General features: G+C 37.9%; 12 protein-coding genes. 6 read left to right on the top strand and 6 right to left on the bottom strand.

The genetic code is table 11. The annotated features are described in order from the left end of the window. Positions 1–33 precede the first annotated feature (33 nt). Complete coding sequence (locus JL102_RS16290) at positions 34–1,431, top strand: flavin monoamine oxidase family protein (protein WP_202245506.1); 1,398 nt, start codon at positions 34–36, stop codon at positions 1,429–1,431. Next, entirely contained in the window at positions 1,428–2,171 is a 744-nt protein-coding gene (locus JL102_RS16285) for a toxin-antitoxin system YwqK family antitoxin (RefSeq protein WP_202245505.1), read from the top strand. The genes JL102_RS16290 and JL102_RS16285 overlap by 4 nt, the downstream gene beginning before the upstream one ends. Here the strand turns inward: JL102_RS16285 and JL102_RS16280 are convergent. Continuing rightward, positions 2,168–3,724 (bottom strand): hypothetical protein, encoded by a 1,557-nt coding sequence (locus tag JL102_RS16280; RefSeq protein WP_202245504.1) that lies wholly within the window; start codon positions 3,722–3,724, stop codon positions 2,168–2,170. The genes JL102_RS16285 and JL102_RS16280 overlap by 4 nt on opposite strands. Position 3,725: 1 nt before the next feature. Beyond that, positions 3,726–4,385 carry a septal ring lytic transglycosylase RlpA family protein gene (locus tag JL102_RS16275; RefSeq protein WP_202245503.1) on the bottom strand — a complete coding sequence of 220 codons (660 nt, stop codon included), beginning with the start codon at positions 4,383–4,385 and terminating at the stop codon, positions 3,726–3,728. A 125-nt stretch (positions 4,386–4,510) separates the two neighbouring features. Here JL102_RS16275 and guaB point away from each other — a divergent pair, with 125 nt between their 5' ends. From guaB to JL102_RS16260, 3 genes are read left to right on the top strand one after another with little or no spacing between them, the layout of a single operon-like run. Beyond that, on the top strand, positions 4,511–5,980 hold the full coding sequence (guaB, locus tag JL102_RS16270; protein ID WP_202245502.1) for an IMP dehydrogenase: 1,470 nt from the start codon (positions 4,511–4,513) through the stop codon (positions 5,978–5,980). Beyond that, positions 5,980–7,545 (top strand): apolipoprotein N-acyltransferase, encoded by a 1,566-nt coding sequence (gene lnt / locus JL102_RS16265; protein WP_202245501.1) that lies wholly within the window; start codon positions 5,980–5,982, stop codon positions 7,543–7,545. The genes guaB and lnt overlap by 1 nt, the downstream gene beginning before the upstream one ends. Positions 7,546–7,552: 7 nt before the next feature. Then, positions 7,553–9,829 carry a T9SS type A sorting domain-containing protein gene (locus JL102_RS16260; protein ID WP_202245500.1) on the top strand — a complete coding sequence of 759 codons (2,277 nt, stop codon included), beginning with the start codon at positions 7,553–7,555 and terminating at the stop codon, positions 9,827–9,829. A gap of 85 nt (positions 9,830–9,914) precedes the next feature. On the opposite strand, the gene JL102_RS16255 is transcribed toward JL102_RS16260, so the two are convergent. Genes JL102_RS16255 through JL102_RS16240 form a run of 4 tightly spaced genes read right to left on the bottom strand, consistent with a single transcriptional unit; the run spans position 9,915 to position 14,502 of the window. Beyond that, the gene (locus tag JL102_RS16255; RefSeq protein ID WP_202245499.1) at positions 9,915–10,505 is read right to left on the bottom strand and encodes a NifU family protein; all 591 of its coding nucleotides are present in this window, start codon (positions 10,503–10,505) and stop codon (positions 9,915–9,917) included. Positions 10,506–10,553: 48 nt separating this feature from the next. Continuing rightward, the gene (locus JL102_RS16250) at positions 10,554–11,981 is read right to left on the bottom strand and encodes a dicarboxylate/amino acid:cation symporter (RefSeq protein WP_202245498.1); all 1,428 of its coding nucleotides are present in this window, start codon (positions 11,979–11,981) and stop codon (positions 10,554–10,556) included. 16 nt (positions 11,982–11,997) lie between these two features. Beyond that, positions 11,998–13,077: a chorismate synthase gene (gene aroC, locus JL102_RS16245; RefSeq protein WP_202245497.1), complete on the bottom strand. Its 1,080-nt coding sequence runs from the start codon at positions 13,075–13,077 to the stop codon at positions 11,998–12,000. Between the two features lie 18 nt (positions 13,078–13,095). Next, positions 13,096–14,502 carry a BatD family protein gene (locus JL102_RS16240; protein WP_237390629.1) on the bottom strand — a complete coding sequence of 469 codons (1,407 nt, stop codon included), beginning with the start codon at positions 14,500–14,502 and terminating at the stop codon, positions 13,096–13,098. A gap of 193 nt (positions 14,503–14,695) precedes the next feature. On the opposite strand from JL102_RS16240, the gene JL102_RS16235 reads away from it, so the two are divergent. Then, complete coding sequence (locus tag JL102_RS16235; RefSeq protein ID WP_202245495.1) at positions 14,696–14,881, top strand: hypothetical protein; 186 nt, start codon at positions 14,696–14,698, stop codon at positions 14,879–14,881. Positions 14,882–15,061: the final 180 nt, after the last annotated feature.

Raw genomic sequence — 15,061 nt, 5'->3', positions numbered from 1 at the left:
AGACAGATTTTTTGAACTTATAAACACAAAACAGTGGATAGGAGAAAGGCTATAAGGCAGATGGGGCTAGGGCTAGCGGCAGGTGTGGTATCACCTAGTGTAATGCAAGCATGTTCAGAAGATGATAGCGAGCCTAGTCAAATGCTCAAATATGATGGCACTGTTGTTATCGTCGGAGCTGGGGCTTCGGGCCTGTATGCCGCTCAATCACTAATTGAGCAAGGTATTAATGTCACTATTCTTGAAGCAGGCAGTGCAGTAGGAGGAAGGGTTAAATCTTTAAGAGGGTTTGATGATTATCCCATTGAACTTGGAGGAGGTGTAATTAAAAATCGTGATTCTTTATTTTTTGAGTCTATACAAGATTTGAAGCTGGAAATATCCGATGTATCTGCCGAATTGGATAATCTATTCTTTTTTCAATCGAACATACAAACTGTGGCTGATTTAAGTGGTAATGCTGTGTTCAATAGTGCTCAGGATTTTGTGGACGCTTTGCCGCAGTACTCTGGAGCTGGTACGGTTCAATCCGCAATTCAAGATTCAGGTATACCACCTGAGATGTTTAACATACTTCAAGGGCAGGTAGGCAATGAATATGGAGGAGAGAACGATCAAATTGGCATTGAGGCATTAGCTGCGGCTATAAAAAAGGCAAATAATAACGACCAACTAGTGTTAGGGAGTAACCCTATGCAGGATCTTTTGTATTCCAAATTCTCTGATGTTATCCGGCGTGTACGGTTTAACACTTTAGTGAATGCCATTAGCCATTCTGATAATGAAATTACTTTAACTACAAATGCAGGTGATGTCATTGCTAATAAGGTGATTGTAACCGTGCCTGTTTCCGTCTTAAAACAGGGGAAGATCAACTTTTCCCCAGCCTTGCCTGGTGATAAACTAGCGGCTATGTCTAGAATAGGTATGGCTCCGGCATTTAAGGTAGTATTTAAATTTACCAGAAACTTTTGGGGCCAAAATGTGCAGTATATTTACGGGGGATCTCATGCTAACGCATATTTCAATGCTGGAGCAAAAGTAAGTAAGACCAATAGGAGCCTGACAGTGGAGGCTTATGGAAAGAATGCGGAGGCCTTAGCGGCGCTTTCTAACGAAGCACTTAAAGATGTGCTAATAGGTGAGCTTGATGTTATGTTTGACAGTAAGGCTTCTGTCAATAATGCTCTTGTAGATATGGTAAAATATGATTGGACGGCAGATGAAAACGTTCTGGGAGGTTTTTCATATCCTTTGACAGGCGGGAGCAATGAGGATCGTGTAAAATTGGCTGAGCCGATTAATAAGAAACTGTATTTTGCTGGTGAAGCTACAGACGGGGAAGGAAGTTTCGGTACTATTCATGGTGCTGTGGCTAGTGGAGTGAGAGCTGCCAATGAAGTGATTACTGATATTTTAGAAACATTATGAAACTAATTCTAATTCCTTTTTTTCTATTCATAGTATTGAACGCTTGTAATGCTCCTGTTAAGAAGAAAACGGCCTCTAAACAGAAGCCTAAAAACGGTGAGGTAAAGCAATACAGGCCAGATGGATCTCTAAAAAACGTGGTGAATTATATGGATGGAAAGAAGCATGGTAAAGCCTCGAGCTATTATGCTAATGGTAAATTACATCAATCTATAGATTATATCAATAATAAGAAGCACGGGGAGGCAATCACTTATTATGAAAATGGAAATAAATCGATGATTACTCCCTATAAGGATGGGGTGATACACGGTGTAAGAAAAAAATACAGAATGAACGAAATGCTCACCACTGAGGCTCCATTTTATGAAGGGCAGCCTTGCGCCGGGTTAAAGGAGTACTTAACCTCTGGTAAGCCTAAGACTAAATATCCTTCAATAGTGGTTCGTGAAATAGATAACCTGGTAAAGAATGGTAATTATATTTTAGAACTGTCTCTTTCAGATAAATCCAAGAACGTAGAATTTTATGTAGGTGAAATAGATGAAAATGGCTGTATTTCTAGTGGTTCACGCTTGCTTTTAGAAACGGAACCCGGAATAGGTAGAATGATAATACCAGTGCCTCCTGGTATGTTTATAATGGAAAGAATAACACTTATAGCACTTGCAAAAACCAGGCTCGGCAACGTTTATATTACTTCTGAAAAATTCAACCTATCGGCTGAAAACCACGGCTAACGGAGAAGCTTTTTTCTAAGCAAAAGTTGATCATTGCCAGGGGCGTATTTAAGGCCTGTATTAATGGCTTCTCTAGCTTTGTTAGTTTGTCCTTTTTTGAAATAGTACGTGCCAGCAATAGTATATAGCTGGCCTATATATTCGGGGCCAATTGAAAGGTTTTCTTCAAAATTAGTTTCAAATAATTTTTGATACTTAACTCCTTCTGAGAGTTTTTCCAGTTGAAAGGATAGGGCTGATTGTCTAAGATAGCTCATGGTGAGAGCACTTTTAAATTCTCTGTTTTCCAAAAGCTCAGGGTGAGTGCTGCTATATTCTTCCAGTGAAGTTATTATCTTTAAATTATCACTTTCAAGAGCTACTTCTCTTATAATGGTAGTTACCAGTAAAGTTTCTATTTCCACATGATCTTTCTTTAATTTATAGGCCTCTTGCTCATAAGGTATCGCTTTTTCAAATTGGTTTTTATTATACAGTACACGCCCACATTCATAGTTATATAAGAATGATATCTCTTGCCTGAGATGATCGCTGGTGATGGAAGGGTAAAGGTAATCGTAGGCTTCCTTATATTTTTCAAAGTCTCCATGATTGATCAGAATATCTTGTGTCACCCTGTTAAATTCATCAAATATCTGATCATCAGTAATTCCATATTTTTTAAATCTCATGATTGTACTCAGTAATTTTATGTTTTCACTGTCATAGTAATCGGCTGAGTTAATAAGTATAGCACCAACATTCATGAGCATATATGATACCTTTTCGGCAGGGTAGAAAAGGTAAGCTTTTTCTAATTGTTCGTAAGCTTCCTTGTATTTAGGTTCATTGAGTTTATAAATGGCATCATTAGCATACTGTATACCTACAAGCTGTTTGAGATCAATATCTTCTTCCTTGAAATAATATTCATCAAAAAGATCTGATACGCTCGTAGACTTATATTCTGAATCACTTATAAGCTTGGCTGTTTTCATTTGATTAACAAAATCAGTCTTGAACTTATCGTTAAAAGCTAAAAACCTGCCTCCAGGATCTGTGGATTCTACTACTATACGCTCAGAGTTTGGGTAAGCTACCATGTATACATGGGTAGGGCTTTCCTTCAAAGCAAACGGGATGGAAAGCTCCTTGAATAAAATACCGAATAAGGCTGTTGCTGACACGCAATTGTAATGACCATTAGAAAATATATGACTGAAAGTGTTTTCTAATTCATATTTAGTGAAAAAATCCTGATGTATCTGGTCGTATAATATTTTTACTTTTTTATCAACTTTCTTCTTTGATAGCTTTTCTTGATCGATTGAAGCTATTTCCTTGTTTATTTGATTTAGGGCCGTTTGGTAGTTGCCTTGTGTTGATAAAGGGTCAGCTCCCATGAACAGTTGTAGATAGTTATCTTTATTATTGATAAAGAAATCATTAAATGCCTCTTTCTCTAAGTCAGACCAATAGTTGATTTCTTCAAATAAAACTAATGAATCTGCTTGCGAGAAAGAGTGTAAAGGGATTGAGAAAAATCCTAAAATTATTATTAAAGCCGCTTTCATTTTATTGGAATTTGGAAAATTCTACAATATAGCTATCTGAATAATCATTGGAAAGTTTATTTTTCAAAACCATAGCTTCTTTTCTTGTGTCAAATACACCTAATATGAGTGCGTAAACACGTTTATTTTTTACTTTTTTTGGCTGTAATGTCACTTTTACGGTGTCATATTTTTGAGCCAAAAGCTCTCCTGTTTCAAGGAGCGCCTCCATTTTGGTTAAGCTCATTACCTGTACTCCAAAGCCCTTGGGCCTGGTTTTGTGTATGCTGAAGGTGTAAAACTCTTGAGTTTGAGCAGCTATGGCAGAATCAGTAAGAATGTCTATAGAAACATCTGCTAAGCCCAGGTTAACAAAGTCTAAAGCCTCTGCGGCAGCTCGTGAAAGATCAATAATTCTAGTACTCACGAAGGGGCCTCTGTCATTTACTCGAACGTGAACTACTTTATGGTTATGAAGATTGGTGATCTTCAGCCTGGTGCCGAATGGAAGTGAAGGGTGAGCAGCTGTGAGGCGATCACCTCTATAATGTTCTCCACTTGCCGTTTTTTTTCCTTCAAATTTATCAGCATAATAAGATGCTTTGCCTGTTTGATATTGTGAATGTGCAGGTAAGTATAATGCCAAAAATGATACAAAAAGGAGGAGTTTAAAAAAATTCATTAATACTTTATTTCTATTTTATGGTTTACGCCGCAATTAACTAAAATTAATTAACTCATATTCGTTTTTTATATTATGTAATCTCTTTAGCTTTGTTCGGCAAATAACAATAACGCTTATTTGCCATGTCTTTAGACCAATCGAAATTTTTATTTGAAGCGCTCACCTATGATGACGTGCTTTTGCAACCTGGTTATTCTGAGGTTCTTCCACGAGATACTGATACTTCCACTTTACTGACTAAGAATATTAAACTTAATATTCCTTTTGTTTCTGCCGCTATGGACACAGTGACAGAGGCAGACTTGGCCATTTCTATGGCTCTTGAAGGAGGGTTAGGCTTTATTCATAAAAACATGACCAAAGAGGCTCAAGCTCAGCAGGTGCGCAAGGTGAAGAGATCTCAAAGTGGGATGATTCTGGATCCAATTACTTTGAACATTAACTCTAATGTGATGGATGCCGAGAAGATCATGAGAGAGTATAAGATTGGAGGAATACCTGTAGTTGATGAAAATAGGAGATTAATAGGTATTATTACTAATCGAGATCTTCGTTTTCATAAGGATATGTCTACTCCTATTTCGGAGATTATGACGCGAGACTCCCTTATTACTGCAGAAGAGAACGTAGGCCTTGAAAAAGCCGAAGATATTCTTCAGGAGCATAAAATAGAAAAATTACCTATAGTAAATAAAGATGGTATTCTTACAGGATTAATTACTTATAAGGATATCTTGAAAAACAGAAATAAACCCAATGCCTGTAAAGACGAATATGGAAGGCTGAGGGTTGGGGCTGCAGTAGGGGTTACTCCTGATATTTTAGAGAGAGTAGAAGGCTTGAAAGCTGCAGGGGTAGATGTTATAAGCATTGATACAGCACATGGTCATTCTAAAGGAGTGATAGACATGTGCAAAACAGTAAAGAAAGCATTTCCTGATCTTGAAATGATAGTAGGAAATGTGGCTACAGCAGAAGCCGCCAAAGCATTAATTGATGCTGGAGCAGATGCTATAAAAGTAGGAGTTGGGCCAGGTAGTATTTGTACTACCAGGATAATTGCTGGTGTAGGAGTGCCTCAGTTATCAGCAGTATATGAATGTGCGAAGGCCGCTAAAGGAACTGGAGTACCTGTAATAGCAGATGGTGGTATTCGTTTTTCTGGAGATGTGGTTAAAGCTCTTGCGGGAGGTGCCAGCAGTGTAATGATAGGATCACTTTTGGCCGGTACTGATGAAGCTCCTGGTGAGATGATTATTTATGAAGGACGTAAGTTTAAGTCTTATAGAGGAATGGGATCAGTGGAGGCAATGGAAGAAGGTTCGAAAGACAGATACTTCCAAGATGCTGAAGATGATATTAAAAAATTAGTGCCTGAAGGTATAGTAGGAAGGGTACCTTATAAAGGAATGGTTGCTGAAGTTTTATATCAGCTAATAGGCGGACTTAAAGCTGGTATGGGATACTGTGGGGCAGGTTCTATTGAGGCTTTAAATGATGCTAAATTTGTGAAAATTACGGCCGCTGGTGTTCAGGAAAGTCATCCTCATGACATTTTCATTACCAGAGAGGCTCCTAACTACAGCAGATAATGATGAGAAATATAGGTCTGGCAATTTTATCGGGAATACTGTTAATTATTGCCTGGCCTCCCATTGGGCTTACACCATTGCTGTTTGTTGCCATGGTACCTTTATTATATGTGCTTTACGATCTTAGTAGTATTAAAAAGGCCTTTCTGTATATCTACATGGCCTTTTTTTTATGGTCTTTAGGTACTATGTACTGGATAGCCAACACCAGGTTGGATAGTTCCGGTTTTGCGGTGGTACTTGCCGCATTTATTTTAATTCCCCTTTTTCAGGCATTGCCTATGCTCCTTCTTGTGGGGGTACGCAAAGTGTTCAAGTCCTATCAACTATGGCTGTTTTTACCTATGATATGGTGTTCTTATGAGTACTTACATAGTAAATGGGAGCTGGCTTTCACATGGTTGCACTTGGGCTTTGGTTTAGGATCAATGCCATTCCTTGCTCAGTTCTATGAGTTGACTGGGTACCTAGGTGGCTCTGTTTTGGTTATTTTAATCAATGTATTAGTGCTTTTTTTGATTAAGGAAGCTGAATATAGAAAAAGGTGGAGTATAATTTTAGCGGGTACATTTGTGGCTATTTTGACTCTTAATTTTATCCTGTATAATTCAGAGGGAAAAGGGCGCGGAACGGCTAAAGTAGCTGTGGTACAGCCTAATGAGGATTCCTATCAAATTGTTAATCAGGAGTCTTTGCACAGAAAGGTGGAGGCCATTAAGAGTGATTTGCTAACCTTAAAGGGTAAGGGGGTAGAGCTTGTGGTCTACCCTGAAGGCTATATTAGAACTACACCTAATTATCCTTTCATTATTAATAATCCGGAAAGTACTGAGTTGGTGCAATCTATTCGTAGTGCTGCGGAGGAAGCCGACTTAGCAGTCCTAATTGGCTTTGTAGGTTTCAGAGTTTTTCCGGAGGGTGCTGCACCTTCTAGTGCTGTGGCTGTAGGTAACGGATCTTATGCTAGTGGGTACAATGCCGCCATGTTAATAGCCCCTGAAACGCCAGCTCAAATACAAGTTAAAAATAACCTCGTTCCTTTCATGGAGCGCGTCCCATTTTTAGACTGGACTTCTTATTTTGAAACTCTTCGCTTGAATCTTAATCAAGCCAAAGCTAGTTATACGCCCGATGATAGAACTAAAGTTTTTCGCTATAAGAACCTGAGAATTGCACCGTTGATTTGTTTGGATGCATTATTTCCTGATTATATAAGAAGTTTTAAAGCTGGAACACCAAATCTGATAGCTATTATTGCTAATGATGGTTGGGCTGGAAAAACTTCGGGTTTTGGTCAAAATGCCGATTATGCGGCTACATCGGCTATTTCTTTTAGAAAAGAGGTAGTGCGTTCGGCCAGCACTGGAATTTCTCTTACTCTTGATGAAAGGGGAAGTGTGAAAAATTCAATCCCATGGAATAAAAGTGATATAATTATTGAAAATGTTACATTGAAAAATGGGGATACTTTATATGAAATTTTCGGGAGCTACATAGGCGTTGTTGCTGTTATGATAACTTTTGGCTTATTTATTGCATTTTTCTTGAAGGCAAGAAAAATGTAAATATGCAATGAGACTTACGTATGTATTTTTGGTTTTATTTTTTGTGGGTATTTCAGCTTCAGAAACTTTCGCATGTTTTGGAGCTCGTACATTTACCTGGGAAGGATCTAACAGTAGCAGTTGGGAAGACGGTCGTAATTTTAACAGAGGCTACCGGCCTGGTAATAATGATGGTGTTATCGTTCGGTCGAGTCAGTACGATTATGAACCTGTGGTTTCCAGAGATGATAGGATAGGGGTTTTAGCGATTGCTGAAGATGGTGTAGTCAACATACAGGCTGATCTAACAGTTGATGAACTTGTAATTAACGGAGGCTCGAATAACTTAATAAAAATATCTGCAGGTAACTCATTAATAATTAATGATAAACTTTACTTTCGTGAATCTGGAGGCATCACTTTTGAAGGAGAAGGGAGTCTCTTTATCAATGAAGTCGATCTCAGTGCAAATGGCTCTCGTATATTTAATAATCTTAAAGGAACAGCTGTCATAAGTCGAAATGTGCTTTTCTCAGGCAGTAATCAGACTGTTTCCAATAATGGTGATATGGATGTTGGAGGAGACATTCAGTCATCATCCCGATGGAATAATGACAACGAAATTAATAATTATGGTGATTTATTATTTAGGAATATTAATCTGTCAGACGGCAAGCTAACCATCAATAATTATTCAACAATAGATCAATCTGGTTATTTTTACTCAATAACTAACAGTAGTGCATTTCATAATTATGATGGCTCTGTTTGGAGGTGGAGTTACTCAGGAAATACTTACGATGATGATATGCGAAGAGTCATGGATTGCTCCGATGGAACCAATACATTTATATACAATGCTACAGGCACTCAGGATATAATTCCTGTTGATTATAGCAACCTAATATTGGCTGGTAATAATGTTAAATATACACAAAATAACCTAAGAGTAAATCAAGACCTGACTATTACTGGTAGTGCTCGTTTGAATGTAGCAAATGCTAACAACAACATTAGTTTGGCGGGTAACTGGATTAACAATAGTCGCAACTCTAATTCTTTTGAGGAAGGTTCAAGACAGGTCAGTCTTAATGGAAATAGGGATCAATATATCATGGCTCAAGAGACATTTTATGATCTTCAAATTAATAAGTCTGCGGGAGATGTATATCTATCAGATGATAACTTGGTTAACCATTCATTGATGCTGATAAAAGGCAAGTTAAATACTAGGGATAATTATTTAACAATTGGGGCATCAGGATTTATTAGCGGAGCCGATCAAGATAGATATATTCGAGTTACTTCTGATGGGGGACTTAAGCAGAATAATATTGGAAAAGGAGGTAGAGTGGGAGATGTACTTTTCCCTATTGGTTTAACCAGTTATACACCTCTTACCATTAATAATACTTCAGGTACGGCAGATAATTACACCTTGAGAATGTGTAATGGAATTAGCTTAAATGGAAATTGCTATGATGATATGCTGTCAGAAAGTGCTATTAACCTAACTTGGTTTATAGATGAAGATGTGCTAGGTGGTTCTGATGCTAATTTACTGTTTCAGTGGGGCGGCTCTGAGGAGCTTGATGGGTTTGACAGAAGTAACATCAGTATAGTACATTATAATGGTACTAATTGGGAGCAGCTTAACCATGTTAGTGCTTCAGGCTCTGGACCCTATTACGCATCAGTATCCAATGTAGCCTCTTTTTCTCCTTTTGGAGTGGCTAGTGGAGGCCCGCTACCTGTAGAATTAACATATTTTAAAGGAGGTATACAAAATGAATATGTTCTGCTTACTTGGCAGACGGCGTCTGAACTTAATAATGACTATTTTTCAGTAGAAAAGACTTTGGATTTTGAAAATTATGAGCAAGTGGCTACTGTAGCAGGTAAGGGTACTCAATCAAGTCCATCTGAATATAGTATTATTGACACAGATCCTTATGCTGGTGTTTCTTACTACAGGCTGAAGCAAACTGATTACGATGGTTCGGTTACTTATTCCAGGCCGGTAAGAATAAATAATATTTCTAATTCAGAACATCATGTAGACTTAACCTTATTTCCTGTACCTAGTGATGGTAAACTACTTAAACTTGCGTTACAGGGTGATGAAAGTTTAGGTCTTGTAGATGTGCAAATAATAGATGTACAGGGAAGAACTGTATATAAAGAGAGTAATGTCCTACCACAAGACGAATGGTCTATTCAATTCAACAAACAGTTGAAACCGGGGATTTACAGCCTTTTAATTAACTCGGATAAAACGCTTACTAGAAAATTTGTTGTGAAGTAGGATAGTGCGAGGTGAAACAAAAAAGGCCGCTTCAATTTATTGAAGCGGCCTTTGTATTTATAGGTGATATGTCGATCATTTTTTATTAGATGCCTTCAGCTTCCACTCCTTTTATTTCAGGTAGCATTCTTTTTAAGAGGTTTTCAATTCCAGCTTTCAGTGTCACAGTAGACGAAGGGCAACCACTGCATGAACCTTGAAGAAGTACTTTTACAATGCCATCCTCATAAGCATGGAAAGAAATAGCCCCACCATCTTGTTCTACAGCTGGCTTTATATATTCATCTAAAATACCTTTTATTTTCTTTACGGTTTCAGAGTCACTTTCATCGTATTGCTCTTCAGGCATCAGCTTAGTAATTACTTCTTTGCCAGATTCGATGTAATCTTTAATATGCTGCTTTAAGGCATCTTTTATTTCAATCCATTCATACTGTTCCTTTTTGGTAATGGTAATGAAGTTGGACATATAAAAAACCCTGTCAACATACTCAAACCCAAAAAGCTCTTTCGCCAAAGGGGCGTTTTCTGTACTCTCTACATCAGGGAAGTCATAACTTGTACCTTCAGGCACCAGCATATAGTTGGCCACGAACTTCATAGAGTTCGGATTAGGATTAGCCTCTAGGTATAGGTTAACTACTTTCTGATTGTCATTATTAACTTTTGTCTCCATCTTATCTATGCTTTATTGGGCAAACAATGTTTATTTATAAAGGTTCCCTTATGAGTATTTAGGAAGTTCACCTTCTGATTTGGCGATCAGTGTAGATACACTAACATCACCTGTTACATTTACTACGGTTCTGCACATGTCTAGGATACGATCTACCGGGAAAATAATTGCGATCCATGCCGGATTAAGGCCTACTGACTGTAATACTATGATCATCATTACTAAACCTGCACTAGGCACGGCTGCCGATCCTATAGAGGCAAGCGTGGCGGTAAATACTATTGTAATTTGCTGCCCGAAGGTCAGGTCTACCATGTGCATTTGGGCTAGAAATACTACTGCTACAGCTTGGTATAGGCTGGTGCCGTCCATATTTACTGTAGCTCCAATGGGTAGTACAAAACTACTAATGTTTTTAGATACACCCATATTTTCTTCAACACACTCCATAGTTACGGGTAGGGTTGCAGCGCTAGAGCTGGTAGAAAAGGCAAGGAACTGAGCTGGACTTATATTTTTGAAAAATTCTTTATAACTAAGTTTTTTAACAAAGAGAGTGATAAGCAGAGGATAGAAAACAAATGCCATAAAGGCTAGCCCAATAACCAGCGTTACAGAGTACGTCCATAAACCTTTAAATATTTCGAATACCTCGGCAGGAGTATCGGCCATTTTAGCAATAACGCCAGCTAGTAAAGCGAAGACAAAGAAAGGTGCAGCTTTCATTACTATATCTACCATCTTTAGAAATACTTCATTCACACCGTTAATAAAATCAACAACTGGTTTAGCTGTTTCTTTAGGTATGATGGCTAGAGATAGCCCAAAGAAAATAGCAAAGAATATAACTTGAAGCATTAATCCATTATCAGATAGAGAAAGCATGATATTTTCAGGAACCATGTCAACCAGAAATTGTAATGGAGGGGTGTCTTTTGCTTTTTCCGCGCTTGCCATTTTTTCTTTAACAACAGCAGATTCGGCATGTCTCTCAGCTTTGGCGAGTGTTTCGTCACTAGCAATTTCTTCTACTTGGTCTCTGTATTCAGGGTCTGTCAATACATTTTTGTCATCTTTCACTCCTTCTACTCCATCAGTAGCCTGAACCCATTTTTCGTATTCTATACGATTTTTTAGCTGTTGCTGTTCATCTATAAATTTGCCAGGTTTTACGAGGTTAACTAATAATAGACCTACTCCTACAGCGATAATAGTAGTTAATAAGTATAAGCCAAGTGTTTTAGCGCCAAGTCGTCCCAGCTTCGAAATGTCGTTTAAGCTGGATACGCCCCCTATGATAGAGAAGAGTACCAATGGCACGGCAATAAATTTCAATAATCGAATGAAAATAGTACCGAATGGGTTGATCCAGTTAATGGTAAAATTATTCCAGCCAAGTGCACTTGAAATAAATGCGTATATGATTCCGGCTAAAAGACCAATAATAATTTTAATGTGTAAAGGGAGGTTTTTCATAAAGAGGATGAAAAATTTAATCAGATAATTTACTCGTTTTATTAATTAGAAAAAAGTCAGCTATAACTAAAGCAGCCATAGCTTCGACAATGGGAACAGCTCTGGGTACTACACAAGGGTCATGTCTCCCTTTTCCACTAACGGTTGCGTCATCTCCAGTTTTATCTATAGAGGGCTGATCTTTCATAATAGTAGCTACCGGCTTAAAGGCTACGTTAAAATATATATCTTCACCATTAGATATTCCTCCTTGAATGCCTCCTGAGTGATTGGTTTTGGTTTTTACTTTGCCTTCATCATTATAAAAGAGGTCATTATGTTCTGATCCGTACATTTCTACTCCTTTGAAGCCGCTGCCATATTCAAACCCTTTCACAGCATTTATGCTCAGCATCGCTTTGCCTAATTCAGCATGTAATTTATCGAAGACAGGCTCACCAAGTCCTGCTGGGGTGTTCTTGATAACCCCTGTTACTACACCGCCTATCGTGTCTTGGTTTTTACGGGTCTGATCAATAAGAGCAATCATTTCTTCGGCCACTTTAGGGTCAGGACATCTTACAATGTTATCTTCGGTTTTAGAAAGGTCCATCTCATGATATTCAGGAGCTTGAATGGTGCCTACTTGTGATACGTAGGCCGTTACGTCAACACCTATCTTTTTAAGAAATAGTTTCGCCACGGCGCCAGCTGCAACTCGGGCAGCAGTTTCTCTGGCACTGCTTCTGCCACCTCCTCTGTAATCTCTTATGCCATATTTAGTGTCATAAGTATAATCTGCATGAGAAGGGCGATATTTCTCGGCTATGTGTGAGTAGTCTTTACTTTTTGCATCCGTATTATGAATTAAAAGACTAATAGGGGTGCCTGTAGATTTTCCTTCGAATACACCAGAAAGAATTTCAAATTCATCATTTTCCTTTCTCTGGGTAGTGATTTTTGATTGCCCGGGCTTGCGCCTGATCAACTCATTTTGAATGAAAGTTTCATCTATGTCCAGGCCTGCTGGGCAGCCATCTATGATCACACCTAAAGCCTTGCCATGTGACTCGCCGAAGGTGGTTATTTTGAATAAAGTGCCAAAAGAATTTCCCAAAATATTATGGTTGGAAGGTTATTTTTTAAAAATAATTATTGCTGAAATCACTAACATAGCCAAAATAAAGATGTTGACAAAGATTTTGCTCCATTCAAAGCTGGCTGTGCTTTTTAAGTTGTTGCTCTCTGTGTTGATGCGATCGTAAAAAGATCCCATATCATTAGCTTGTATATGTTCGTTCTTTTTACTTTCTCCTGTTACGTGCACCACTTTGGCTGAAGTAAGCGTGTCGTAACTCTCCGTTTTAGGGTTGAAGTATATCCATTTAAAATAATCTTTCATATTATAATCTCCAGGCTCTTTAGGTATTCCGAAGTATTTGAAAGATTTACCACCGGTTACGGTGTTATTTCTTCTATTTATATTTTGAGTGACGTTAGGGTCATAAAAATCAAAGTTTTCTCCACCTTCTACTAATGGTTTATTGATAGCAGATATATTACCCTCTCCATAAATATTGAATTCATAGCTAAAGCTTTGGCCTGTTTCTAAGTTTGGAGTGCTTAGCTTTTCATTGAGCTTGTAGTCCCCTACAGCCACTTGATCTTTAAGTGGGTGAGGAGGTAGTTTTCTCACCTTTATGCTTTTAGGCTTACTATAAAATGTTTTGAAGTCTTCTTGACGATTTCTGCCAAAAAAAGAAGGGTTTTTGGCCACCTTATATTTAATCATTTCTAAGCCTACAGAGGGGAAAGTGATGGGTTCTGCATTCAGAGGGTATAGTTCCGCCTGATATATTTTATACTGGGTATATTTTTTTCCGCCTAAGCTTACAGGTTCACCATTAATGTTTTCAATATTAAAATTTTCTTCCCAGCAGTTTTCTGGTTTCAGCTTTTTAAGAATTTCTCCAAGTTGCTTACCTAGATCGTGAAATTGCAAAGGAGCACGATTATCTTCCGCTACATAAAATGATAAACTAGCAGTGAAACCTTCTCCTACATATACTTCTCTTTTGTCAGTGGTTAATGCCAAAAAGGCGTCTTCCTTAACATCTAGAAACTCAGTTTTACGATCATTATTAAAGAAGTTATCCATCGGGTCATGGTCAAAAAAGCTTCTGAATGGATCATTTCTTTGTTGCCTTGCCACTGCTCCTCCTACTTTAATCGTTTTACCTTGAGATGAAATGGGCTTGCCATTAACATTTATAGTAAAAGGCTTTAAGGTGAAAGTGCCTTGGCTGGTAGGCACGTAAGACATGGTTACGCTCTGGGAGCTTGAAATTTGTCCATTAATAATTTGAGTAGAAGAAGAGGAGGAAGTACCTCTCTTTTGGAAGCCCGTTATATCGGGAAAATCCCCATAATTAGATAGCCTCTCATTAGCAGCTGTAATAGTAATTGTCCATGTCTGATTTTCTCCAATTTCATCAGGGCCAAGCTCTATTTTGACATCCTGAGCCTGAGAGGTTACAGCCATACAGAAAATACTAATTAAGAAGAATAATGCGTTAAGTCTACGATAGATCCATCCCATAAATTTACAAACTTTGTTGTACGTACACCGTATACAAATTTATAGTAATACTTTAAGAAACTGTAACGATTTTGTATATTAAAGGTGGAGATAAGTTGCGAAGGGAGGAAATTAACTTTTTAAATTCAAAACTCTTATGTTAGAATACGTAAAAACCATACTCACAAAAGTGAGTTTTGATTCCAGACTTTTTGAAAAGGAGTTAAAAAAGGCCATCGGATCTTTGATAGATGAAGAGGTCTACGAATTGAGGAACTGGTGTTATTCCAAGTTTAATCGCAAGTATGAACATGTGCTTCAGCGATGTTTCGTATTATCATAAAAAAGAAGTGAATTGTATATAATCCCGGGCCCTATTGGTTCGGGATTTTTTTATGCTTAAAAAAAGAAGGGGAGTACTGCAGGGTGATGTGCTTTTTTACCATTTTTAGTTAAGAAAATGTTTTCTGAGTCTTAAACGGGATGACTTGTTGGTTAATATCTAAAATAGCCTATGAATGCC

This window comes from Fulvivirga sediminis (assembly GCF_016757215.1).
In the GTDB taxonomy this organism is placed as follows: Bacteria; Bacteroidota; Bacteroidia; order Cytophagales; family Cyclobacteriaceae; genus Fulvivirga; species Fulvivirga sediminis.
The sequence above is the reverse complement of the archived record's forward strand: the minus strand, read 5'-3'. Positions and strand labels throughout refer to the sequence as shown.

What these genes read in the sequence shown, in the direction of transcription:
- JL102_RS16285 (WP_202245505.1), top strand. Translation starts at nt 1,428, where the DNA reads ATGAAACTAATTCTAATTCCTTTTTTTCTATTCATAGTATTGAACGCT.
- JL102_RS16250 (WP_202245498.1), bottom strand. Translation starts at nt 11,981, where the DNA reads ATGAAAAACCTCCCTTTACACATTAAAATTATTATTGGTCTTTTAGCC.
- JL102_RS16240 (WP_237390629.1), bottom strand. Translation starts at nt 14,502, where the DNA reads ATGGCTGTAACCTCTCAGGCTCAGGATGTCAAAATAGAGCTTGGCCCT.
- JL102_RS16260 (WP_202245500.1), top strand. Translation starts at nt 7,553, where the DNA reads ATGAGACTTACGTATGTATTTTTGGTTTTATTTTTTGTGGGTATTTCA.
- guaB (WP_202245502.1), top strand. Translation starts at nt 4,511, where the DNA reads ATGTCTTTAGACCAATCGAAATTTTTATTTGAAGCGCTCACCTATGAT.
- JL102_RS16275 (WP_202245503.1), bottom strand. Translation starts at nt 4,385, where the DNA reads ATGAATTTTTTTAAACTCCTCCTTTTTGTATCATTTTTGGCATTATAC.
- JL102_RS16280 (WP_202245504.1), bottom strand. Translation starts at nt 3,724, where the DNA reads ATGAAAGCGGCTTTAATAATAATTTTAGGATTTTTCTCAATCCCTTTA.
- JL102_RS16255 (WP_202245499.1), bottom strand. Translation starts at nt 10,505, where the DNA reads ATGGAGACAAAAGTTAATAATGACAATCAGAAAGTAGTTAACCTATAC.
- JL102_RS16235 (WP_202245495.1), top strand. Translation starts at nt 14,696, where the DNA reads ATGTTAGAATACGTAAAAACCATACTCACAAAAGTGAGTTTTGATTCC.
- lnt (WP_202245501.1), top strand. Translation starts at nt 5,980, where the DNA reads ATGATGAGAAATATAGGTCTGGCAATTTTATCGGGAATACTGTTAATT.